The organism is Neorhizobium sp. USDA 3394 (assembly GCF_056280385.1).
In genome coordinates this window covers 3,671,565-3,688,749 of sequence record NZ_JBWCDU010000001.1, presented here as the reverse complement: position 1 = coordinate 3,688,749, position 17,185 = coordinate 3,671,565, and the positions used below count along the sequence as shown (strand labels likewise).

The following is a 17,185-nucleotide window of genomic DNA, read 5'->3' as shown; positions in this document are numbered from 1 at the left end:
GCTCGGGACAGGCCCGAGCATGACGAAAAAGTTAGATCTTCAAGAGCTTGCGGGCGTTTTCCTTGAGGATCAGCGGCCGTACCTCGTCCTTGATCGAAATCGCGGCAAAGTCCGCCATCCAGCGGTCCGGCGTGATCGCCGGCCAGTCGGAGCCGAACAGCATTTTGTGCTTCAGGATCGAGTTGGCATACTGCACCAGGATCTGCGGAAAGTACTTTGGAGACCAGCCGGACATATCGATATAGACGTTCGGCTTGTGGGTCGCGACGGAAAGCGCCTCCTCCTGCCAGGGGAAGGAGGGATGCGCGAGGATGATCGGCATGTCCGGAAAATCCGCCGCCACGTCGTCGAGATAGATCGGGTTCGAATATTTGAGCCGCATGTTCATGCCGCCGCGCATGCCGGCGCCGACGCCGGTCTGGCCGGTATGGAACAGCGTGATCGCGCCTTCTTCGGCAATCGCCTCGTAGAGCGGATAGGCCATTCGGTCATTCGGATAGAAGGCCTGCATGGTCGGGTGGAACTTGAAGCCCTTGACGCCGAATTCCCGCACCAGCCGGCGCGCCTCGCGGGCGCCCATCTTGCCCTTGGCGGGGTCGATCGAGGCGAACGGGATCATGATGTCGCTGTTTTCGGCGGCGATCATCGCCACTTCTTCGTTGTTGTAACGCCGGAAACCGGTCTCGCGCTCGGCATCGACCGGAAAGATCACGCAGCCGATCTTGCGCTCGCGGTAATAGACGGCAGTCTCGTTCACCGTCGGCAGCATGCCCTTGTGGCCGGCCGGGTTCTTGAAATATTTGGCCATGCCGGCCTGAAATTGGTCATAACCGTCGTCGCGCGGGCCGCAGCAGGGTTCTTCCGCATGGGTGTGGACGTCGATGGCGATCAGCTCGTCGATGTTCAAGGTTCGCTCCTCCCGATCCTTAAATTCAGCCCAGGCCTACGAACTTCCGCAGCAGGGCCGTCAGTTGTTGGCGCTCGTCACCGGTAAGGTTGGCGCCGACCGAGTCTTCGTAGGTGAAGAACCATTGGCTCGCGTGCTTCACCCTTGTCACCGCTTCCGGCGTCAGCGTGATCTCCACGGCGCGGCGGTCGCCATCCGGCACCTTCCGCGAAACGAGGTTCTGGTCCTCCAGTGCCCGGATCAGCTTGGTCATATGGGCCCGCTTGATCATGAGCCGTTGGCCGAGCACGCTCTGGCGGATGCCGGGATTGTGGAGAATGACCCAGAGCACGGAGAATTCCCCGGGCTTCAGATTATGCTCACCGACCTCCTCGAAAAAACGCTCGTAGATCTTGAGCTGCGCCAGCCGCATCAGGAAGCCGAGCGCCGAATTGAGCCGGTCGAGATCGACCTCGTCTGCCGTGCGGATCGGCATGTCCATGGGCGTTCCCCTTATGCCGAACCCGGCGCCTTCAGCCGTGCGGCGCGTTTTTCCAGGAAGGCGCGCAGACGCTCTTCTGCTTCGGGACTGGTGGCGGTGAAGGAGGCGATGAAGGATTCGACGAAAAGTCCGTCCTCCTTCGCCATGTCCTGGATACGCGGCAGGGCGTTGATGACGGCGTAATTGGAAATTTCGGCGTTGCTGGCGGCCGCTTCCGCAAGCTCATGCGCTTTCTGCCGGGCCATGCCCTTTTCGACGACATATTGCGCCAGGTTCCAGCGCTCGGCCTCTTCCGCCGAGGCGACACGGCCGGTCAGCATCATGTCGGTCATGCGAGCGACGCCCATCAGACGTGCGGCACGCACCGAGCCGCCGCCGCCGACGAAGATGCCGCGCTGGCCTTCCGGCAGCGCGAAGAAGGCGGACTTGTCGGCAACGCGGATATGGGTGGAGGCCGCAAGTTCGAGCCCGCCGCCGACCACCGCGCCATGCAGCGCGGAAATCCACGGGATCGTGCCGTGCTCGATGCCGGCAAACACCGCATGCCAGCGGCGCGAACCATGCACGCCCTGGATCGGCGTTTTCTTGACGTGTTCGGCAAGGTCGAGCCCGGCGCAGAAATGGTCGCCATGGCCGAAAAGAACGACGGCTTTCGCCTCGCTTTCGGCCCGTGCCACGGTCTCTGCGATCGTCTCGACGAAACGGTCGCTGATCGCATTGCGCTTTTCCGGACGATTGAGACCTATATGGGCAACATTGCCCTTGAGCTCATAGGTCACGAAGCTGGTTGCCGTCTGATCGGCCATCTTATGCATTCTCCTCCAGCAACGGACGCTCCCCAGCCCGTCATCAGTTTTTGATCGTTTACAGGGAGATTGTTTCTTTGTAAACAAATTTTGGGAGCCCGAGAGGGAGCATTGACGTCTGGGAGGAGAAGTCATGAGCGCCAAACCTGTGCGTGACGTAAAGCTGTGGTCGCCCGTGGTCGGCTGGGAAGAGCGGCCGAACGGCGAATTCGTGGTCTGGCGCGAGGATCCGCTTGGTCCCTATCCCGACAAAATCAACGAGCGGCTGGTCCATTGGGCGAAAACCGCGCCCGACCGCACCTGGATGGCGGACCGCGAAGGGGCGGGCGAGTGGCGCAGGGTGAGCTATGCGGAAGCGTTCGATCAGGTGCGGCGCATCGGCCAGTTCCTGCTGGACATGAAGCTTTCGGCTGAAAACCCGCTGGTCATCCTCTCGGAAAACTCCATCGAACATGCGCTGATGGCGCTCGGCGCCCAGCATGTCGGTATCCCGTCCGCAGCGATCGCGCCAGCCTATGCGACCATTTCCTCCGATTTTTCAAAGCTGTACGATATCGCAAAACAGATCACCCCCGGCCTGATCTTCGCCGACGATGCGGGTGCCTTCCGCAAGGCCGTCGATACGGCTTTCGGCGCGGATGTCCCCTTTGCCGGGATGCGCAATCTGCCTGAGGGCCGGCCCAATACCTATCTTCTGGATGACATTCTCAAGACCGAGCCCACTCCCGCGGTCGATAAGGCTTTCGATGCGGTCGGGCCGGATACGGTCGCGAAATTCCTGTTCACCTCGGGCACGACCGGTTCGCCCAAGGCGGTCATCCAGACCCAGCGGATGCTCTGCTCCAACCAGGAAATGGTCACCGACTGTTATTCCTATTTCCGCGACGAGCCGCCGGTCCTGGTCGACTGGGCGCCCTGGAACCACACCGCCAGCGGCAACAAGGTCTTCAACATCGCCATCTATAACGGCGGCACCTATTACATCGACCGCGGCAAGCCGAGCCCGGCGCTGATGGCCCAGACGATCGCCAACCTGAAGGAAATCTCGCCGACCTGGTATTTCAACGTGCCGGCCGGTTACGAAATGCTGATCCAGGCGATGCGCGAAGACGAGGGGCTTCGCAAGACCTTCTTCCAGGACCTGAAATTGCTGATGTATGCCGGCGCCGGCATGGCGCAGCACACCTGGGACGCGCTGATCGAGCTTTCCGAAATGACGATCGGCGAACAGGTGCCGCTCGGCACCGGCATCGGCTCCACCGAGACCGCGCCTTTCGCGATCTTCTGCACCGACCCGCAGGAAAAGCCCGGCAATATCGGCATCCCCGCACAGGGCGTGACCATGAAACTGGTGCCGATCGACGACAAATACGAGCTTCGCCTCAAGGGCCCGAACGTCACCCCCGGCTACTGGCGCAACGACAAGCTGACCAGGGAAGCTTTCGACGAAGAGGGCTTTTATCGGATCGGAGATGCGGTGAAGTTCGCCGTCCCCGGCGATCCGCGCCAGGGCTTTTATTTCGACGGACGCACGGCGGAGAACTTCAAGCTGCAGACCGGCACCTGGGTGGCGGTCGGCGTGCTGCGTGCTCAGCTCGTCAACCAGTTCGGCGGGCTGATTCGCGATGCGGTGATCACCGGCGAGAACCGGGCCGAGCTCGGGGCGCTGGCGGTTCCCTTCATGCCGGCACTGCGGGAACTGATCGGTGGCGAAGCCGGCCTCTCCGAAGAGGCGGTGGTTGCCCATCCGAAGGTGAGGGCGGCGATCGCCGAACGGCTGAAGGAACACCAGAAACAGTCGAGCGGTTCGGCGACGCGGGTGATGCGCATGATGCTGATGACCCAGCCGCTGCGCTTCGAAAAGGGCGAAGTGACCGACAAGGGCTCGATCAACCAGCGCGCCGTGCTCGCCCATCGCGGTGATCTCGTCGAGGAACTCTACGGCGATGCGCCGGGCGTGATCAGGGTTGGCAAGGAGCTGGCGGCATGAGGATCGACGGAACAAGCGCTGTCGTCACAGGCGGCGGATCGGGGCTCGGCGAGGCGACGGCTAGGCTGCTCGCGAAACTCGGAGCCGTGGTGCATGTCTTCGACCGCAACCAGGCCGCGGCCGAAAAGGTCGCGACCGAGATCGGCGGCGTGGCGCTTTCGGGAGATGTAACGAGCGAGGACGATGCCGCAAGAGCCTTGGATGTGGCGGCCAAGGCCGGTGATGGCTTGCGCATCCTCGTCAACTGCGCCGGCATCGGCACGGCGGGGCGCATCGTCGGCAAGAACGGGCCGATGCCGCTTGCCGATTTCGAGCGGGTGATCCGTGTCAACCTGGTCGGCACTTTCAACATGCTGCGGCTTGCCGCCGAGCGCATGACGGGCCTGCCGGAGCGGGAAGACAAGGCGCGCGGCGTCATCGTCAACACGGCCTCGGTCGCCGCCTTCGAGGGACAGATCGGCCAGGCGGCCTATGCGGCCTCCAAGGGCGGTATCGTTTCGCTGGCCTTGCCGGCGGCGCGCGAATTCTCCCGTTTCGGCATCCGCGTCAACACGGTCGCGCCCGGCATCTTCCTGACGCCGCTGCTCTACGAGCTGCCGCAGGAAGCGCAGGACAGCCTTGCTGCCGCCATCCCCTATCCTTCGCGACTGGGCGACCCCGGCGAATTCGCCGATGCGGTGCGGTTTGTGATCGAGAACCAGTATATCAACGGCGAGGTGATCCGGCTTGACGGGGCGCTGCGCATGCAGCCGCGGTGACCGATCATGTCCTTCGCGGATCAGGCCGACCGGACACTGGAACTTCTCGCCCTGACGCCTGGCTGGCACCGGCTCAAGGAACTCCGCGAGGATTGCGACGACGAGACGGTCGCGGCAATCCTCGATGAGGCGGCGAATTTTGCCGAAGGGGTGCTGGCGCCGCTGAACGCGGCCGGCGACCGGATCGGCGCACGGGTCGTGGACGGCCGCGTCAAGACGCCGGACGGCTTTGCCGACGCTTTCAGGCAGTATGCCGGAGCGGGCTGGCTCGGCATGGATATTCCGGAAAAATTCGGCGGCCAGGGCGTTCCTCTCACATTGCATGCCGCCTGTGCACCGCTGTTCGAGCGGGGATGCGTGGCGCTTATGATGGCGGCGGGCTCGACCCGTGCGGCGGCGCATCTTCTGGCGGAAGCAGCCGACGAGGCGACCGCGAACGAATGGGTGCCGAAACTCACCGCCGGCGAATGGGCGGCGACGATCTGCATTTCCGAGCCGGAAGCGGGCTCGGATGTCGGACGGCTGCGCACAAAAGCCGAATTGCGCGACGGCGAATGGCTGATCACCGGCCAGAAAATCTGGATTTCGTTCGGCGACCACGACATGGCGGAGCGCATCGGTCATTGCCTGCTCGCCCGCACCAACGGAGAGCCGGGCACGCGCGGCATCAGCCTGTTTCTGGTGCCGAACCTCATCGACGGCCAGCCGAACGGCGTTTCGGTCGACCGGATCGAGGAAAAGATGGGTCTGCACGGCTCGCCCACCTGCGCCATGCGGTTCGACGGCGCCAGGGGCATCATGCTCGGCCGCGAAGGCCGCGGCCTGCCGCAGCTTTTCACCATGATCGAGCTGATGCGGCTGCTCACCGGCTGCCAGGGGCTGGGCATCGCGTCCGCCGCTGCCGACATTGCCGAGGACTATGCCAAGGAGCGCCGTCAGGGCGGACGGCCGGACCAGCCGCCGGTGCCGATATCCAGCCATCCGGATGTACAGCGCCAGCTTCATGACATCCGCAGCTCCACGGAAATCCTGCGCGCCGCCGTTCTGGAACTCGCCACGACCATGGATATCGCCCGACAGGAGCCCGAATCCGGGCTGGAGGATTTCACCGGCTGGATGCTGCCGCTGATCAAGAATTTTGGCGCGGCGGCGGGGTTTGAGACCGCGAATGCGGCGATCCAGGTGCTCGGCGGCGTCGGCTATACCCGCGACTGGCCGCTCGAACAATATCTGCGCGATGCCCGCATCATGACCATCTACGAAGGCACGACGGGCATGCAGGCGCTCGATTTCCTGACCCGCCGCCTCTGGCGCGACGAAGGCAGGGGGCTAGCACTCTTCCTGGAGAGGGCGCGCGACGAGATCGATGCCTATATCGCCGAACATCCGCAGGCTTCGGATACCGTTCGGGCGGTTCTCTACGGCTTCGAATTGTTGAGCGGTCGGATGACGGCGCTGCAATCCGATCCCGATGCGGCCCTCTACCGCGCCGACAGTTATATGCGGGCCGCCTGGGCGACAGTTTCCGCCTGGATGGCGCTGCGTATTGCCGAAACCAGAGCGGTGGAAAGCCTTTCCGCGCAGTTCGCATTCCATAGCGCACGCTGCGCCTGAGCCGATCGCCTGCGCGCCATGTGGCGGAGTTGCGAAACCGCGGAAAATATGTGCGTGATGCCGGTCAGGATTTTTTCTCGAAACGAGAAAGACAGTGAATATACTTCTCGACATCGGCGCATTCCTGGCAACCGCCCGCGCCGGCAGTTTTTCCGCCGCCGGTCGTGACCTGGGCGTCGCGACCTCGGTCATCACCAAGCGCGTCAAGCGGCTCGAAGAGCATCTGAACACCCAGCTTTTCGTGCGCACGACACGGCGATTGGCGCTGACGCTCGACGGCGAAAGGCTGCGGCCGCGCCTGCAGCTCCTGGTCGGCGAGATCGAGGAGACGCTGGCCACACCCAATACCCATGAACTGGGCCTGACCGGTTCGCTGCGGATCAAGGCGCCGACGACGCTGACCTCGATGTTCTTCGGGGATATCTGTGCCGCTTTCCAGGCGGCCAATCCGCGGGTGAAGATGGAGATCGTGCTGATCGACCGCTCGGTCAATCCGCTGGAAGAGGGATTCGACGTGGCGATCGGCGCGCTGCCGCAATCCTACGCTTACGTGATCGACCACCCGCTTTGCCCTTATCCGCGCGTCCTCTGCGCATCGCGGGATTATCTCGCCAGCCGCAAGCTGCCAAAGATGCCGACGGAACTGGTCGGCCATGCGTGCATCACCTTCCACACGATCGGCACGACCTGGACCTTTCAGATGGAGACGAGCACGCTCAACGTCGAAATCACCTCGAATTTCACCGCCAATGACAGCCGCGTCCTGCTCGCCGCCGCCCGTCAGGGGCTGGGGCTGGCGATTCTGCCGAGATTCCTTGCGCAGTCGGATCTCGATAGCGGCCTCCTCGAAGAGGTGATGCCGGAGTTTCCGGTCGAGCCGCTCTGGGTAAAGGCCTCCGTGCCGAGGATCAAGATGAACAAGGTCGTGGTATCGGAGTTCGTATCCTATGTGCAGAAACGGTTTTCGGAAGGGGTACCGGACCAGGTCATTCCGATGTTCTGAGAAGATCTCCGAACGCCTCCGCAGCTTTTGACGCCAAGCCGCTGAAATCCTTCGGCTGGACCTTTCTCGAAACAAGAAAGCTGATCGCATCACTTGCCGGGTTCAAGGTAGGCCGGCTTGGGTTACGATCATTCCCAAGGCGCCGGGAGGGCGCGGCATTGCGATGGGAGGCTTCCATGGCGGAAACGCTGAGCAGGGAAACGCGGATCGTCAGGCGCGAGAAGTCGGCGCCGTTCCGCAAGCTCAAGGCGGATATCTGCGTCGTCGGCGCCGGCATAGCCGGGATTTCGGCCGCACTCGAGGCCGCCAGGCTTGGCCGCAAGGTCGTCATCGTCGATGGCCAGGCGGCGCTCGGCGGGCAGGCGGTCAATTCGATCATCGCCACCTTCTGCGGCCTGTTCTCGAACGGCACGCATGGCTACCAGTTCACCTATGGCGTCGCCGACAGGCTGCTCGCCCATCTCGAAAGCCAGGACCGGTCGATCTACTACCGCCATGGCCCGAACACGACGGTCGTTTATTACGACGAAGTGGTCCTTGGCCGCTGGATGGAACAGAGTATTCTGGAGGCCGGCATCGAGGTCGTGCTCGGCGCGCAAATCCTCGACGTGCATGTGGAAGGCCGGCGCGTCGTCCAGACCGATTTCATGACCCGCTATGGCGGCGTGTCGATCGAGGCGACCGGCTGGGTGGAGGCGAGCGGCGACGCAGCACTTGTCTGGCAGGCCGGCTTTGCCTGTCGCCAGCCGGAAAAGGGCGGCGTCTTCGGCACCCAGATGGTGGTGCTGGAAAACATCGACGAAGCCAGGCAGCCGACCCGCTACGAGATCGGCGACCGGATGAAGGAAAAGGCCGCGAGCTACGGCCTGCTGCGCCGCGAAGGCCTCGGCTTCACCATTCCCGGCCGCGGCATCGCCGCCATGAACATGACCCATGTGGAAACCCCGCTCGATCCGGTCGAGGCCTCGAAGAAGGCGCTCGAAGGCAAGGACCAGGCGGCCCGAGCCGTGGAATTCCTGAAGGCGGAATTCCCGGAATGCTTCGGCAATGCCCGCATCCGCTCCTTCGGCCTGCCGGGCATCCGCCAGACCCGCTGGATCGCCGGCAGCCATCACCTGACCGTCGACGAGATCAAGGCCGGCACCAAGTTTGACGACGCGGTCGCCCGTACCGCCTGGCCGATCGAGCTGCATGACCATGGCGACGGCCACCACTGGATCACTTTCGACGAACAGCATGCCCATTACATCCCGCTCGGCAGCCTGACGCCGGACGAATGCGACAACATCGCCGCCGCCGGCCGCTGCGTCGATGCGGATTCGGCAGCGCTTTCGAGCATCCGCGTCATGGGACCCTGCATCGCCATGGGCATGGCCGCGGCCAATGCGCTCGACCTCGCCGGAACCGGCAGCGTGCACCAGATCGATCGCGATGCGCTGCGCGAGCGGGTTTCCGACAACGTCGAAAAGAAGCATTATCGCTGGACCGGTGCGGAAACGCGCGCCGCATCGTGAGGAGGGTCCGATGAATCTGACAGATCACGAAAAGGCCATGTATGACGGCGAGCACGGCCGCGCCAAGGCGCGCGCCATGGATCTGCTCGTCCGTTACGGCGAAGCGCTCGGCGCCGAACGGCTGGTCGAGACCAACAATGTCGCCGGCGCCTTCAACGCCTCGACCCCCTCGGTGCAGGCGATCGCCGAAAAGGGCATGGAACACGTCTATTCCGAACTGAACCTCGACAGCGACGAGGTGGTGGAGATACCGCATATGGTGGCGCATACCTGCCAGCTGATCACCGGCATCGACAACGACAATTGGGAACTGCAGGGCGTGGATAAATCGCTGGTTGAGATGCAGCGGGCCAACGAGAAATACTTGGGGCGGCGCGGCGTCAACATGTTCGCCACCTGCACGCCCTATCAGGTCGGCAACGTACCGGTGAAGGGCGAACATTGTGCCTGGATGGAATCGTCCGCCGTCATCTACTGCAATTCCGTGCTCGGCGCCCGCACCAATGTCGAGGGCAAGGAAAGTACCGGCGCTGCGGCACTCACCGGCCGCATTCCCTATTGGGGTTTCCACATCACCGAAAACCGCCGCGGCACCCATCTGGTCGAGCTCGATATCGAGGTCGACGACATGATGGATTGGGGCCTGCTCGGTTATTACATCGGCGAAGTGATCGGCGAGGAAATCCCGGTGCTGAAGGGCACCGGCCGCCAGCCCGATCTGATCAAGCTCAAGCATTTTGGCGCAGCCGCCGCGTCGTCGGGCGGGGTAGAGATGTACCATATCCCCGGCATCACGCCGGAAGCGGATTCGATCGAGGAAGCCTTTGGCGGCCGCAAGGTCAAGGGCACGTTCCGCTACGGCGCCAAGGAGCGGCGCGAGACCTACGAGAAGCTGCAGAGCTCGACCGAAAGGAAGGTCGATTTCATCATGCTCGGCTGTCCGCACAATTCGATCGACCAGATGGCGCTGATCGCCCACATGCTGGAGAACAGGAAGATCCATTCGGACGTGCAGCTCTGGGTGCATACCCCGCGTGCGATCAAACAGGTTGCCGAGCGCAACGGCTATATCGACGTCATCCGCGACGCCGGCGGCGTTGTCATGAGCGACACCTGTCCCGCCATTTCCCGCCGTCTGCCGGCGGGAACCAAGGTCATTGCCACCGATTCTGCCAAGCAGGCGCATTACCTGCCGGCGATCACCGGCGTGCAGGGCTGGTTCGGCTCGGTCAGCGATTGCGTTGATGCGGCCCTGACCGGCCAATGGAACGGGAGGGTCTGATGGATATCTCGACCGAAGCAAAACCCGAGACGATCGAACTCAGGGGCCGCAAGGTGGTGGCCGGCCGCGCCGAGGGTGAGGCGCTTGTCACCACCGAAACGATCTCCGGCTGGGGCGGCATCAATGAGCGCACCGGCACTGTGATCGAGCGGCGGCACGAGATGCGCGGCGTCTCCTTCGCCGGCAAGATCCTTGTCTTTCCGGGTGCCAAGGGCTCGTCCGGCTGGTCGGCCTATTTCCATATGACGCGATTGAACGGCGTCCAGCCGGCGGCGATGATCTTCACGCGGATGACCACCAAGATCGCGCTCGGTGCCGTCGTCACCCGCGTTCCGGCGATCACCGAGCTGGACCAGGATCCACTGTCGGTGATCGAGACCGGCGACTGGGTCGTGGTCGATGCTGATGCCGGCACCGTCACCGTGACCAAGAAATCCCTCAAGTGACGTTCTCTCTCGGACATGCCACTCGACGCCCACGCCGATAGCCGACTATAACGTCGACCACCAAGGTAGGAGGAGTGAACATGTCGAAAGTGGCAATCGTAACCGGTGCGGGCTCGGGCGTTGGCAGGGCCGTCGCCATCGGGCTTTTGAAAGCAGGCTATAGGACCGTGCTTGCCGGCCGGCGCGAAAGCGAGCTGCGGGGCACGGCGGAACTGGCCGGCGGCGATTCGCTCGTTGTGCCGACGGATGTCACCGATCCGGCCGCAGTCGACGCGTTGTTTGCGGCGACACAAGAGGCCTATGGCCGGCTGGACCTTCTGTTCAACAATGCCGGCCGCGGCACGCCGGCCGTTCCGATCGACGAATTGCCACTTGAAACCTGGCGGGCGGTCGTCGACCTCAACCTCAACGGCGCCTTCTATTGCGCCCGCGCCGCCTTCGGAATGATGCGGCGACAAAACCCGGCCGGCGGGCGGATCATCAACAACGGTTCGATCTCGGCCCATGTGCCGCGCCCGTATCAGGCCGCCTACACCGCCACCAAACACGCCATCACCGGCCTGACCCGCCAGATCGCTCTCGACGGGCGAGCGCTGAACATCGTCTGCGGCCAGGTGGATATCGGCAATGCCGATACGCCGATGACGGTGCGGATGAAGGAAGGCGCGTTGCAGCCCGATCTGACGACGGCAGTGGAACCGGTCATGGATCCGAAACACGTGGCCGATGCGGTGCTCTACATGGATGGATTGCCGCTGGAGGCCAATGTCCTGTTCATGACGGTAATGGCAAACGGCATGCCTTATGCCGGCCGTGGCTGAAAACGGCATATGGCTGCCTTGATCTCGCCTGGAAGCTCGGCCAGCGTCAGAAAATAATCGGAAGGAAACATCGCATGCAGCAGGCACTGGTGCTCGAGAAAAAAGGCGTTCTCGCGTTGAGGGAGATCGATCTTCCGACCGAGGTTGGGCCGGGCGACGTGAAGATCGCCATCGATACGGTCGGTGTCTGCGGCAGCGACGTCCATTATTACACCCACGGCGCTATCGGCCCCTTTGTCCTGCGCGAGCCGATGGTGCTCGGCCACGAGGCTGCCGGCATCATCGTCGAGGTCGGTAGCGAGGTGAAGAACTTCAAACCCGGCGACCGCGTCTGCATGGAACCCGGTGTGCCGAACCTTTCCTCGCGAGCCTCCAAGCTCGGTCTCTACAACGTCGATCCGGACGTCCGTTTCTGGGCGACGCCACCGGTCCATGGGGTGCTGACGCCGGAAGTCATCCACCCTGCGGCCTTCACGTACAGACTGCCCGACAACGTCTCCTTTGCCGAAGGCGCCATGGTCGAGCCGTTCGCGATTGGCATGCAGGCCGCGAGCCGCGCCCGTATCCAACCCGGCGATGTCGCCGCCGTGATCGGAGCCGGCCCGATCGGCATCATGGTGGCGCTGGCAGCACTCGCGGGCGGCTGCGCCCGCGTGTTCATCTCGGATCTGAGCCCGGACAAGCTAAAGATCGCCGGCCAGTATCCGGGCATCATCCCGGTCAACATCACCGAACGGCCGTTCGCGCAAGTCATCGCCGAGGAGACTGGCGGCTGGGGAGCGGATGTGGTGTTCGAGGCGAGCGGCAGCCCGAGGGCCTATGCAGGCATGATGGACCTGGTACGGCCGGGCGGTGCCTTCGTGCTGGTCGGCCTGCCGGTCGAGCCGGTGCCGTTGGACGTCTCAAGCGCCATCTCCAAGGAAGTTCGCTTCGAGACCGTGTTCCGCTACGCCAACATTTTCGACCGGGCGCTGGAACTGATCGCGTCCGGCAAGGTCGACCTGAAGCCGTTGATCACCGGCGTCTTCGATTTCAAGGATTCGATCCAGGCCTTCGAGCGCGCTGCAGCCGGACATCCCTCGGACGTCAAGCTGCAGATCGTGCTGAACGGCAAGGCCGCCCGACCGTAACCACTTGGCCGAGACCCCGGCCGATCCAAATCCAGGCTCGCCATTTTCATGAGCTGTTCGGCTCCTGCTATCGTCCAAAAGTGGTAACCGCGGTCGTTGTTCTACTGAGAGGTACGTGTATCGTTTGCGACAGCAACGGCGCGGGAGCTCAAAATGTCGGTCAGCAGTCGTGGGGTTGCAGCCTTCGGGCTGCTTCTTGGTTTGGTCTGTATCTCTGTTCCAGCCAACGCAAATGACAGCGATCGGATTCTCTCGCTATTTGGCGCATTGATCGACGGTTCCGGCCAACAGCAGGCACGAGGCCGCGCGCCCTCGCGGCAGGCTAGTACCGAGAGCCTTGGCTCGAAGGAGATGTACACCGCCCAGAACCGCCTGCGCGAGCTTGGCTACGACGTCGGCCAGCCCGACGGGCAGGCCGGGCCGAGGACACGCGAGGCAATCCGGCGTTTCCAGCGCGACAACGGGTTCAATCCCGATGGCACGCTGACCGGCGCGCAGTTTCACCACATGATGCAGAGCAGCGGTCCGTCTTCCGGAGAGCCGGCGCAAGCCACCGAAATCCCGCTCTCATCGAGTGAAATGGCGGACATGCAGAAAAGCTTGGGCAAGCTCGGCTTCGATGTCGGGGAGGCGGAAGGAAAGGGCGGCGCGAAAACTGGCCGAGCGATCGCAAAGTTTCTTTCGGACCGGGGTCACGATCCCTATCAGACATCCGTGCAGACGGCCTATCAGCTGGTGACCGAGGCGGCAGACGCCACGTCCAAGGATGCTCAAGGCGAGACTGGCGATCCGGCGATGACCGCCGCATCCAATGGCAATCCGGCCGATAAAGCGGTGGACCTCAACCTGGCCGATGTCGCGGGGGAATATATCGACTGGCCGCGCACTTCGACAACTTACGATGCGGACCGCGCCGCACTTCACAAGGAAATCACCCGCCGACTGATCGGCAGCGATCCGGAAATGCTGGACAATCCCGCCATCATGGCGCGATGGCTGGAGGAATTGGGCCGCGGCTATCGCGGGGTGTGGTCTCCACCCGAGATCGCCGGCGCCTATCGACGTTATGTTGATGGCAGCGAGTTCGACAGGCAGGCTGCTGTCGTCGATTTCCGGACGTTCATGTCGGGTCAGGGCGTGAAGACATCGATCCGCGTGACACGGATCCGCCCGGCGGAGTTCGGGGCCTACGATTTCAAGTCCGGGACTTTTCCGCTTCGTTACGACAGTGAATTCGAGACCGAGATGCAATTCTACGGTGCCGGCTCAAACTACTTCGTTGCCGAGGCCCCGGCTTTGAAAATACCCGCCAACCTGTCCATGGCCCCGGGCGAAAGCGGAAGCGCTCGCGGCCAGATTCAAGGCAAACGGCACGCGGTCCGTGAACATGTCCGCCCGGCTGAAAATCGGGAACTTCAAGGTCGAGAATGACAAGTCCAGCCAGAGAACGATCTTCGCTGAAGCCGTGGTCGAAAGGATCGCGTTTCACGAGCGTGCCAAAAATGGTGAAAATGGCCTCGGCCCGGTGATTACGGAGATCGAGATCAAGCAGCCGGAACTCGCCGCATCCCAGGCGAAGGTGCCGACAGCTAGCAACAGTCTGGAATCCTGGACACGCCTCGGCTTGGTTCCCCGGGATGGCCGTGTGCTATTGCCAGCCTGGAGTGAGGAGGCGCAAGCCCAAAAGGCAAAAACGGCGTTTGGCTTGCTTGTCGCCGGAAATCTACCCGCCCAGCCAAAATCATTGGGGACCGTTCGCCGTCTTGCGAGTTTGGCATCGCCCGCCGTCTATAAATCGCTGTTTCCGGCTGGTCGTGATGAACGGCAGTTCTTTGGGGATCTGGCAAACGACCCGTTCCGCCAGGACGAGATCATCAAGCGCTTCAACGCAGAAGTGCTCCCCCAAATCGTCTCCGACGCACCGCGGCTTCCTGTCCGGGCGCGCGTTTCGGTGGCGGTAGAACTCAGTGGGTACGATATCAGCCAGCAAGCCTTCGCGACAGGCTCTCATGCGGTGTCGCTGCCCGGAATAGAGCTTGCCTCAAATCTCCAGTTTCCGCGCATGCTCAAAGTCGGCACTCAGCAGGCAAGGGGCCTGGTCGAACGCGCGAAGCGAAACCAAGGGCGGCTCAAGCTTTATTACGGTGTGGACATGGAACTCACCAAGCTTTCCGTACAGATGCGCGAGGATCGCCTGGGTGTATATGAAAACGCCGACATTCGTTCGAAGTTGACCGGGTCGGCGACGGCAATTTCTCTGTTTGAAGATCCGGAACTGACACGCCTCGTCTTGACCCTTCCCCTGCATGACTTCGTTCCTCCGCCGGAAATATTGCCCGGTTCGCCTGCGCCGGATGGCCATTACCTTTCGCGCTGGAACATTTCCGCAATGGCGGCGGACCTGGCCGGTGATCCGGACCTGCCTCGTCGGCTGGTTGAAGCCTCGCGTTTCGTGACTGAAAAGAACGAGTTCGATCGCCCGGATGCGGTGCGCAAAGGCCTGAGCAGATTTGCCGCGTCAAAGCCGGATCCATCACGGTCGCTCTATCTGATGGGTGAGGTCACGCTCGGAACGTACGACGGCAATGAAGCATTCCAGATCTCAAAGGCACAATTTGCGGTCACGCTCGAACAGGAGGGCGAGCAGTTGGAGGGCGGTCTTATCAATGTGCAGGCGGAGAATTCCGATGCGCTGACACGCCTGCCGTTCGAAAGGGCGGCCGCGGAAAAACTGGTCAAGGATTATCCGGCCCGGAGTTTCCCCGTGCTGTTCAAGGTTCGTCCGCTGCGGGCGGAAATACTTGCCGGAGAGAAACCGCTCGCAAGAATGGACATCGCCATCGATGAAGTCCTGTTGATGGACAGGAAGCGCGCGGATCGGGTGCTTTTCTCCATTCCAACTCGCCCCGCGCCAACCGTCGCAAGCGGACCGTCCGCCCGGCTCGAGCGGGTTCCCGAACGGCTGGCGCTCAATCCCGAAAGCGCGGCACTCCTGCTTGCCAAATACGGCAAGATCACACTGGATGACGCGGCCCTCCGCTCACTCCTTGCCAGGCGCTGGGAAGAGGAACGCAACACAAGGAGTGATGTCATCAATCTCGATGCTGCGCCTTGGGGGCGCTTCTTTCCGCAAAGCTATCGTGAGCTGACCGACGCCGATTACGTGCGGCTGTTGCCGCGTTTTCGCCAATGGACCGAGCTGCGCATCGCTGCCTTACCCGACAAGCTGCGTTACGAAAACTACTACGACATGAGTGGTTCCGATAAATATTTCGGCTGGCCTGCCGAGCAGTATGCCGAGGCTTTTCAGGAAATCGGCATTGGGCGCCGGGAATTCACGGGGTATCGTGGCCACCTCTTTAACGAGCAGATCGAACAGGCCGGTGCCTGGGTAACGCCCAAAACCGTGTTGTCTCTGGTTCAGGACCTGAAGCCGCAGGCGCGCGCCGATGTCTATGTTCCGTTGGAGAACCTCCCGGCCCCACCGCGCGATGCCTTTGCGAGAGCGATTAGCCTGGACCTGGATGTTCGCGGCTCGGTGGTCGGGACCAGCCCGAGCGATGGAAAGCCGATGGTCATCCTCGACACGGTGCCGACCGAGGTCCGGTGGTTTGGCGAGAAGACTGCTGTCACACTGCGCAGCATGATCGCAAAATTCCGCATTGCACCGATCGGACCGCGCAAGTCCGTTGCTACTTCTACGCTGGATATCGTCGGCATCACGATCGGCATGACGCTGGGTGAGGCGGAAGCAGCGATCCGAAAGCACATGGCGGTTGATCGGGTTCTGGAGCTCAAGGGGGACTCACGGAACGTTTCCGTCGTGGCGGAAAGCGCGCGGCTTTACGTTGCCGCCGGCGGCATGGATATGATTGGCATCCTTTATGGCCCTATGGTTCTGGAGCCCAAGGTCTACGGTGTCGCGCGCAGCGTCTTTTCTCCGCTTGGATCGGTCACGCAGGATCACGTCCTTGCCGCACTCACGAAAAAATACGGGCCGCCTTCCAGCGCAGATGGATGGCGCTGGGGCGAAAGCACGGATCTGGGTGTCTGCGGCGATCAGGGCACGCCCAATAACGTGAACTGGACCGGTGCGACGGTGATCGAGGGCAAGCCGCTGTTCGCCCGCCAGGTAACGCTACAGCAGGTTATGGAAGATCCCACCGTCGCCGCCGAATTGCGCCTGTTGCGGCGCGTTCAATATCACAATTGGGGCTTTGATATCCGCACCAATGTGGAGGGCTGCAAGCCGACATTCATCGCTCAGTTCCAGGACAGCTACCGGGTCGGCTTCGCGGGCGAGCGAATTCCCGACGCCGATACCACGATATTGCGGAGCTGGCTGTTCGATCACGCCCCGCATTATCGCGCATTGAGGGAAGCCCAGAATGCTCCGAAGCCTGTAGCAGAAGCGATCGACCTCAAGCTCTGAC

Annotated in this window: 14 protein-coding genes; 11 read left to right on the top strand and 3 right to left on the bottom strand. The window is 62.5% G+C overall.

All coding sequences use genetic code 11. The annotated features are described in order from the left end of the window. Window positions 1-31 precede the first annotated feature (31 nt). From ACZ9EJ_RS18260 to ACZ9EJ_RS18250, 3 genes are read right to left on the bottom strand one after another with little or no spacing between them, the layout of a single operon-like run. Window positions 32-907 (bottom strand): amidohydrolase family protein, encoded by an 876-nt coding sequence (locus tag ACZ9EJ_RS18260; RefSeq protein ID WP_046641200.1) that lies wholly within the window; start codon window positions 905-907, stop codon window positions 32-34. Window positions 908-932: 25 nt separating this feature from the next. Beyond that, a complete protein-coding gene (locus tag ACZ9EJ_RS18255; RefSeq protein ID WP_046641199.1) occupies window positions 933-1,388 on the bottom strand; it encodes a MarR family winged helix-turn-helix transcriptional regulator in 456 nt (151 codons plus the stop codon). Between the two features lie 11 nt (window positions 1,389-1,399). After that, window positions 1,400-2,194 (bottom strand): crotonase/enoyl-CoA hydratase family protein, encoded by a 795-nt coding sequence (locus ACZ9EJ_RS18250; protein WP_037086414.1) that lies wholly within the window; start codon window positions 2,192-2,194, stop codon window positions 1,400-1,402. A 133-nt stretch (window positions 2,195-2,327) separates the two neighbouring features. Between ACZ9EJ_RS18250 and ACZ9EJ_RS18245 the strand changes: the two genes are divergently transcribed. The 11 genes from ACZ9EJ_RS18245 (at window position 2,328) to ACZ9EJ_RS18195 (ending at window position 17,184) form a co-directional block, all read left to right on the top strand. Then, window positions 2,328-4,184, top strand: a complete 1,857-nt coding sequence (locus tag ACZ9EJ_RS18245) for a feruloyl-CoA synthase (RefSeq protein ID WP_046641198.1) — start codon at window positions 2,328-2,330, stop codon at window positions 4,182-4,184. Beyond that, window positions 4,181-4,942 carry an SDR family NAD(P)-dependent oxidoreductase gene (locus ACZ9EJ_RS18240; RefSeq protein WP_046641197.1) on the top strand — a complete coding sequence of 254 codons (762 nt, stop codon included), beginning with the start codon at window positions 4,181-4,183 and terminating at the stop codon, window positions 4,940-4,942. The genes ACZ9EJ_RS18245 and ACZ9EJ_RS18240 overlap by 4 nt, the downstream gene beginning before the upstream one ends. A gap of 6 nt (window positions 4,943-4,948) precedes the next feature. Further along, the gene (locus ACZ9EJ_RS18235) at window positions 4,949-6,556 is read left to right on the top strand and encodes an acyl-CoA dehydrogenase family protein (RefSeq protein WP_046641196.1); all 1,608 of its coding nucleotides are present in this window, start codon (window positions 4,949-4,951) and stop codon (window positions 6,554-6,556) included. Between the two features lie 94 nt (window positions 6,557-6,650). Next, complete coding sequence (locus ACZ9EJ_RS18230; RefSeq protein ID WP_046625666.1) at window positions 6,651-7,559, top strand: LysR family transcriptional regulator; 909 nt, start codon at window positions 6,651-6,653, stop codon at window positions 7,557-7,559. Window positions 7,560-7,735: 176 nt separating this feature from the next. Next, window positions 7,736-9,073, top strand: a complete 1,338-nt coding sequence (locus ACZ9EJ_RS18225) for an FAD-dependent oxidoreductase (RefSeq protein ID WP_046641195.1) — start codon at window positions 7,736-7,738, stop codon at window positions 9,071-9,073. A 10-nt stretch (window positions 9,074-9,083) separates the two neighbouring features. Further along, a complete protein-coding gene (locus ACZ9EJ_RS18220) occupies window positions 9,084-10,355 on the top strand; it encodes an aconitase X (RefSeq protein WP_046641194.1) in 1,272 nt (423 codons plus the stop codon). Further along, a complete protein-coding gene (locus ACZ9EJ_RS18215) occupies window positions 10,355-10,801 on the top strand; it encodes an aconitase X swivel domain-containing protein (RefSeq protein WP_046641193.1) in 447 nt (148 codons plus the stop codon). Before ACZ9EJ_RS18220 ends, ACZ9EJ_RS18215 begins: the two co-directional genes overlap by 1 nt. Window positions 10,802-10,881: 80 nt before the next feature. Next, window positions 10,882-11,622 carry an SDR family oxidoreductase gene (locus ACZ9EJ_RS18210; protein WP_046641192.1) on the top strand — a complete coding sequence of 247 codons (741 nt, stop codon included), beginning with the start codon at window positions 10,882-10,884 and terminating at the stop codon, window positions 11,620-11,622. A 74-nt stretch (window positions 11,623-11,696) separates the two neighbouring features. Continuing rightward, window positions 11,697-12,752, top strand: coding sequence for an NAD(P)-dependent alcohol dehydrogenase (locus ACZ9EJ_RS18205; RefSeq protein ID WP_046641191.1), 1,056 nt, complete (start codon window positions 11,697-11,699; stop codon window positions 12,750-12,752). A 153-nt stretch (window positions 12,753-12,905) separates the two neighbouring features. Beyond that, the gene (locus tag ACZ9EJ_RS18200; protein WP_476099511.1) at window positions 12,906-14,183 is read left to right on the top strand and encodes a peptidoglycan-binding domain-containing protein; all 1,278 of its coding nucleotides are present in this window, start codon (window positions 12,906-12,908) and stop codon (window positions 14,181-14,183) included. Continuing rightward, complete coding sequence (locus ACZ9EJ_RS18195; RefSeq protein WP_476099509.1) at window positions 14,134-17,184, top strand: hypothetical protein; 3,051 nt, start codon at window positions 14,134-14,136, stop codon at window positions 17,182-17,184. The genes ACZ9EJ_RS18200 and ACZ9EJ_RS18195 overlap by 50 nt, the downstream gene beginning before the upstream one ends. The last annotated feature ends 1 nt before the right edge of the window (window position 17,185 follow it).